The sequence below is a fragment of the Hydrocoleum sp. CS-953 genome (genome assembly GCF_002260545.1).
Lineage (GTDB): Bacteria > Cyanobacteriota > Cyanobacteriia > Cyanobacteriales > Microcoleaceae > Trichodesmium.
Genome location: NZ_LGSU01000884.1, coordinates 1 through 5,244, shown reverse-complemented (window position 1 = coordinate 5,244; position 5,244 = coordinate 1). Strand labels below are relative to the sequence as shown.

General features: G+C 39.1%; 4 protein-coding genes and 1 pseudogene. 4 read left to right on the top strand and 1 reads right to left on the bottom strand.

The features are described 5' to 3' along the window. The first annotated feature begins 188 nt into the window (after positions 1-188). The 3 genes from efp to AFK68_RS11735 all read left to right on the top strand — a co-directional run bounded on the left by efp (position 189) and on the right by AFK68_RS11735 (position 2,619). The gene (efp, locus tag AFK68_RS11745) at positions 189-746 is read left to right on the top strand and encodes an elongation factor P (protein ID WP_094672943.1); all 558 of its coding nucleotides are present in this window, start codon (positions 189-191) and stop codon (positions 744-746) included. Positions 747-1,521: 775 nt separating this feature from the next. After that, positions 1,522-2,025 carry an acetyl-CoA carboxylase biotin carboxyl carrier protein gene (accB, locus tag AFK68_RS11740; protein WP_094672941.1) on the top strand — a complete coding sequence of 168 codons (504 nt, stop codon included), beginning with the start codon at positions 1,522-1,524 and terminating at the stop codon, positions 2,023-2,025. Positions 2,026-2,253: 228 nt separating this feature from the next. Beyond that, positions 2,254-2,619, top strand: a complete 366-nt coding sequence (locus AFK68_RS11735; protein ID WP_094672939.1) for a cupin domain-containing protein — start codon at positions 2,254-2,256, stop codon at positions 2,617-2,619. Positions 2,620-3,193: 574 nt separating this feature from the next. On the opposite strand, the gene AFK68_RS11730 is transcribed toward AFK68_RS11735, so the two are convergent. Beyond that, on the bottom strand, positions 3,194-3,895 hold the full coding sequence (locus tag AFK68_RS11730; RefSeq protein WP_094672937.1) for a GerMN domain-containing protein: 702 nt from the start codon (positions 3,893-3,895) through the stop codon (positions 3,194-3,196). A gap of 800 nt (positions 3,896-4,695) precedes the next feature. Between AFK68_RS11730 and AFK68_RS11720 the strand changes: the two are divergent. Then, positions 4,696-5,244, top strand: a pseudogene (locus AFK68_RS11720) (hypothetical protein); the annotation flags it as partial.

The window sequence follows — 5,244 nt, the reverse complement described above, 5'->3', positions numbered from 1 at the left end:
CCCCTACTCCTGCAACTCCCCGACTCCCCGACTCCTACTCCCCGACTCCTCCCCGACTCCTCCACTCCCCCACTCCTGAATATTTCCTTGTAACTGGGAAACCCCTTCAAATATTTATAGAGAGTATTGTAGGATGTCTAATGTTAAGTTCTAATCTGAATAATTAAAAACCGCAATCACGGTGTTATATGATTTCTAGTAATGATTTTCGCCCCGGTGTGAGTATAGAGTTAGATGGTTCAGTTTGGCGAGTAGTAGAATTTCTACACGTTAAACCAGGTAAAGGTTCTGCTTTTGTTCGGACAAAGCTCAAAAATGCACAAAATGGTAGTGTTGTGGAGCGAACTTTTAGAGCTGGAGAAACAGTCCCTCAAGCTACTTTGGACAAAAAGAAGATGCAGCATACCTATAAAGATGCTGACCAATTTGTATTTATGGATATGGAAACTTATGAAGAGGCCAGCCTAAGTTCCGAGCAAATTGGTGAGCGTGTTAAATATCTAAGTGAGGGTATGGAGGTCAATGTAATTATGTGGGGAGAACAAGTAATAGAGGTGGAACTTCCAAACTCGGTAGTATTAGAAGTAATCGAAACTGACCCTGGTGTTAAGGGAGATACTGCTACTGGTGGTAGTAAACCTGCTACTGTGGAAACAGGCGCTCAAATTATGGTTCCCTTATTTATATCTAAAGGAGAACGTATTAAGATAGATACCCGAAATGACTCTTACCAGGGCAGAGAATAACCGCAGGAAGCTAGACTTCTTACAGAAGTAAGTCAAGAGTCAGAATTAAATCATTTCTGTATTGTAATTTATTTGACTTTTAGCTTGGCAAGAAGTCCTTCAGTCTTCCTGGCAGGGGATGATCCCCTGCTTTTTGCTCTTAAGTTTTATAATTTCTAACTTTGCATTTGACACTTCTACCTCTATACTTAAGCAATAATTGATATCCTCTTGACGTTGCGCATGGCGTAACTAAATGGGATTCGCTCACCTTATGACGTGCAGTTTATGTTGCTTTTTGCCTCCTGGGTTAGAGCTTTGCTTTTTCGTATAGGGAATGCTCCGCTTTCCATGTCGCGGAGCGAAGCAGAAGAGCTACTCTTTTCATGTGGCGCAGTGAAACATTGCAGGGCCTTTATAGACCAAGAATTTTTCTGGTCTGATGGTTACTCCATACTACGTTTCCCTACTGACCGCTCCCTTAGAAACAGCGAGACGGGCAGCCTTATGTATAATAGCAAATTTCTGGTAGAAGCGCAAGATTGATTGGCATTCCCTGATGACGTTCCCTCGAAAGGATATTGGGGATATAAATGCCAACTTTCTGCTCAACCAGGACTGACGCAAGAGAACCCAGAAAACCTATTTCTGTTTTTTCCTATTTCCTAGATGTCTATTTTTCATTCAGGAGGATTTCTTATAGAAATCGGGTTTCGGGCGCGTAAGTCCTATAAAATCTATATTTTGATTCAAAATTAATTTAGTTTAACGCCAATTAACTGGGGATATACGAACTGTGCAATTAGATTTACATCAACTTCGGGAACTACTAACAGCAATAAACCAAACTAATATTTCCGAGTTGACTTTAAAAAGTGGAGATTTAGAACTGACGGTACGCAAAGGAACTTCACTCAGCGATCGCCCCTTATTACCTTCTCCTGACCAGAGTAATGCTGTTTCCGAATTAGTTTCTCCTACTGTAGCCCCGTTGGAAACAACGGCCATGTCAAAACCCCCTGCAATACCTTCAGCAGCGCCACCTACAGCTTCAAACAAATTTGAAGAAATTTTGTCTCCTGTTGTTGGTACTTTTTACCGCGCTCCTGCTCCAGATGAACCACCTTTTGTGGAAGTGGGCGATCGGATTACTTCTGGCCAAACAGTTTGTATTATTGAAGCGATGAAGGTAATGAATGAGATTGAGGCTGAGGTATCTGGACAAATTGTGGAAATTTTAATTCAGAATGGAGAACCTGTTGAATACAATCAACCTCTAATGTTAGTTAACCCTAATTAGGGTTTGCTGAAAAAAGGCAGAGTGTTGGGGAGTGTGGGGAGGTTGGGGAGATAGAACTCCGTTCCGCTTAGGCGATCGAATCTTGTCTGCTCATGCATATCAACATACATGAGTTTTAAGCACGGAAGACCTGGGACTTTTTTCGACCCCAAAAACGCTAAAGCGTTTATATGTCAATTTTGAGATTTAATTAGCAAGCACTTGCTAAAGTTTATCAATATTAATATCATGGCAGAATTAATTGAAAAACCTACTAGGATTGAATCTACTGGTAATAAACCTAAGCAAATTGATGAGTATATTGGTCGTGTAAATAGTCAAACTGATGTTATTAGCATTGCCCAAATGCACTCTCCCAGTGGTTGGATGGAACCAGGTCAAAGGCCAGAATTTGATGAATTTACTCTGGTGCTTAAGGGGACTCTATGTGTTGAATATGAAGGTGGAAAATTAGAAGTTAATCCTGGCCAAGCAGTCATAGCTCGTAAAGGAGAATGGGTAAGATATAGTACCCCTGGCGCAGAGGGAGCAGAATATATTGCTATTTGTTTGCCTGCTTTTTCCCCCGATACTGTAAATCGAGATTCTGATTAAATAGGGTTTGCTGAATAAGTTTTATGGGTTAGGGTAGGAGTCAGGAGTCAGGAGTCAGGAGGAATGGGGAATTACAGAGGATGTAGTTGGAAGAATTGACCCTTAATTTTTCTGTCCTTGTCTCCTCAAAATCCTCACATTATGAGCTATGGTTCACAAAAAGCTTGCACTTTTTTCGTACATACAAAGGTTAAAGTCTTTATATGTAAATGCTTTTAGATTTAATCAGCAAACCTTATCTAAGGTAATAGCAGAAAATAAATTATCCAAATTTTTGTACTCCATAGTTAACTGATTACTCTCCACTACCCTGACTTTTTCAATGTCTTCCTTAGCGAAATAATTAATAATTAAACAATTAAATAATTAGATTATTCACGCCTTGAAGCCTCCCCTTTCAAGGGGAAAAAAATAAATCTTTTCCTTATTCGTCAATCCTCTCCCTTTTAGGGAGAGGTAATTATCAATTATCAATTATCAATTATCAATTATCAATTATCAATTATCAATTATCAATTATCAATTATCAATTATCAATTAATGAATGAATCCCTACTCCCTACTCCCTACTCCCTTAATTTAATTGAAACTCTTGTTGGAAATTCTGCCGAGTAATAGGTTGAGATACTTCTAATCCTTCTCCCCCCAGCATTTCTAAAGGTTTACCACCCACGAAAATCCAAACTTTAACATCTGGTTCTAAACTAGAGGCAGTATAGATAACTTGTCCCAAACGCCCCATCATTGAAGCACTACCACCTCCAGAAGTAAACTCTTCAGATAAGTCAATGTAGACTCCATTATTTTCCACAGTTAAGGCTTGAATTTTGGTTCCTTCGGGTATGGCGCTGACCACATCTGTATTTTCTGGTCCAGATAATAAACGGTCAAAAGCAGCGGTCAAAATAGCTTCCGGTTCGTTTGCTGCTTTGATTTTTACCCCAGAGGAAACTAAACCAATCTCTCCAGCACTATCCTTAACCCAGTATAGTTCCACAGTCTTTTCTGTAACTGCTTTAGGTTCTGGTTGGATAGAGAAAGGAGATAGTTGGGAGTCTGGAGAATCAATTGTAGCAGGAGGTGGAACAGGTAGAGTTTGATTAGGTGAGTTTTGAGTTGAGGGGTTTGTGAGATTCTGGGAATTATCAGAAGTTTTTGTGGTGGTTGATTTTAAATTTGTCCACAAGGCGATGCCACCACCTACCGCCACTGCCAATGCACAGACACTGGCCACAATACCAACAGATATATTACGAGTTTGATTTTGTTCTTTCATTTTGACCCTCCTTGAGAATTAGGCAGAATGGCGGTGAGGAGCTGAGTTATAACTTTCTCTTAGGTTAACAATANCCTACCGCCACTGCCAATGCACAGACACTGGCCACAATACCAACAGATATATTACGAGTTTGATTTTGTTCTTTCATTTTGACCCTCCTTGAGAATTAGGCAGAATGGCGGTGAGGAGCTGAGTTATAACTTTCTCTTAGGTTAACAATATTACTTCTATTATTAGAACTGATCTATAAATAGAATCTCAAGAAAGTTTTGTCCAAGTAAAATTATGGGTTCTTGTTAATTATAGTTTAGTCATAGTGAAGCAATTATTTATATAGTCATTCCAAATAAGAATGAAACACTTTTTTAGCTGAACCCCCTTTAGAGCAAAAAACCCTCATTTCAATCTAAACTAAAATGACTATAGTTTCCTGATTTACCTCATGGTCAAGCGAATATCTATAGCATAAATCAGAATTTATGCTCAAAAGCTGGACAATTATCAATCATGTTCTCTGGTATTTATACGCTTGCTAATGATACTGTTTACGATCAAATGGTCGCTCTGCTGAACAGTATAGAAAAAAACATTGGAACTCATATACCTGTTTGCATAATTCCCTATAATGACCACCTAAGAAAAGTTAAATGGGAGATTCAGTCCCGTCCCAACGTTACCTTATTCAGTAACTTATCAGTAATTCAACAGTGGGATAATTTTATTAATGATGTTTGGGAGGCACATCCAAGGGCTAAAGACCCTAAGTATTTGAGGCCAGGTTGGTACAAGGGCTTTGNACTCATATACCTGTTTGCATAATTCCCTATAATGACCACCTAAGAAAAGTTAAATGGGAGATTCAGTCCCGTCCCAACGTTACCTTATTCAGTAACTTATCAGTAATTCAACAGTGGGATAATTTTATTAATGATGTTTGGGAGGCACATCCAAGGGCTAAAGACCCTAAGTATTTGAGGCCAGGTTGGTACAAGGGCTTTGTTCATCGTAAGTTTGCAGCGTTTGAAGGAGAATTTGAACGTTTTGTTTTTTTTGATGCTGATAGCTTGGCAATGAAACCTATTGATGATATATTTCAATGCTTGGACAAGACCAATCTCGTATTTAATGACTGGGAGCATTCCAAACGGGGGGATAAAACAGAGGTAATACCAGAAAAGTTAGCGGAAAAGTTAAACTGTCCGGTGGCTGATATTTATCCTCAATTTCATTGTGACAGTTTTTTTGGCTCTAAATATGGGCTTTTTAATGGAGAAGTTTTAGCTAGACTCAAAAATTTTCTCATAATGAGCAGGGTATTCAATGTGTCCGAGACCGTTGCTGGTGGT

Excerpts from the sequence above, each read along its gene's own strand:
- efp (WP_094672943.1), top strand. The coding sequence starts at position 189 with ATGATTTCTAGTAATGATTTTCGCCCCGGTGTGAGTATAGAGTTAGAT.
- AFK68_RS11735 (WP_094672939.1), top strand. The coding sequence starts at position 2,254 with ATGGCAGAATTAATTGAAAAACCTACTAGGATTGAATCTACTGGTAAT.
- AFK68_RS11730 (WP_094672937.1), bottom strand. The coding sequence starts at position 3,895 with ATGAAAGAACAAAATCAAACTCGTAATATATCTGTTGGTATTGTGGCC.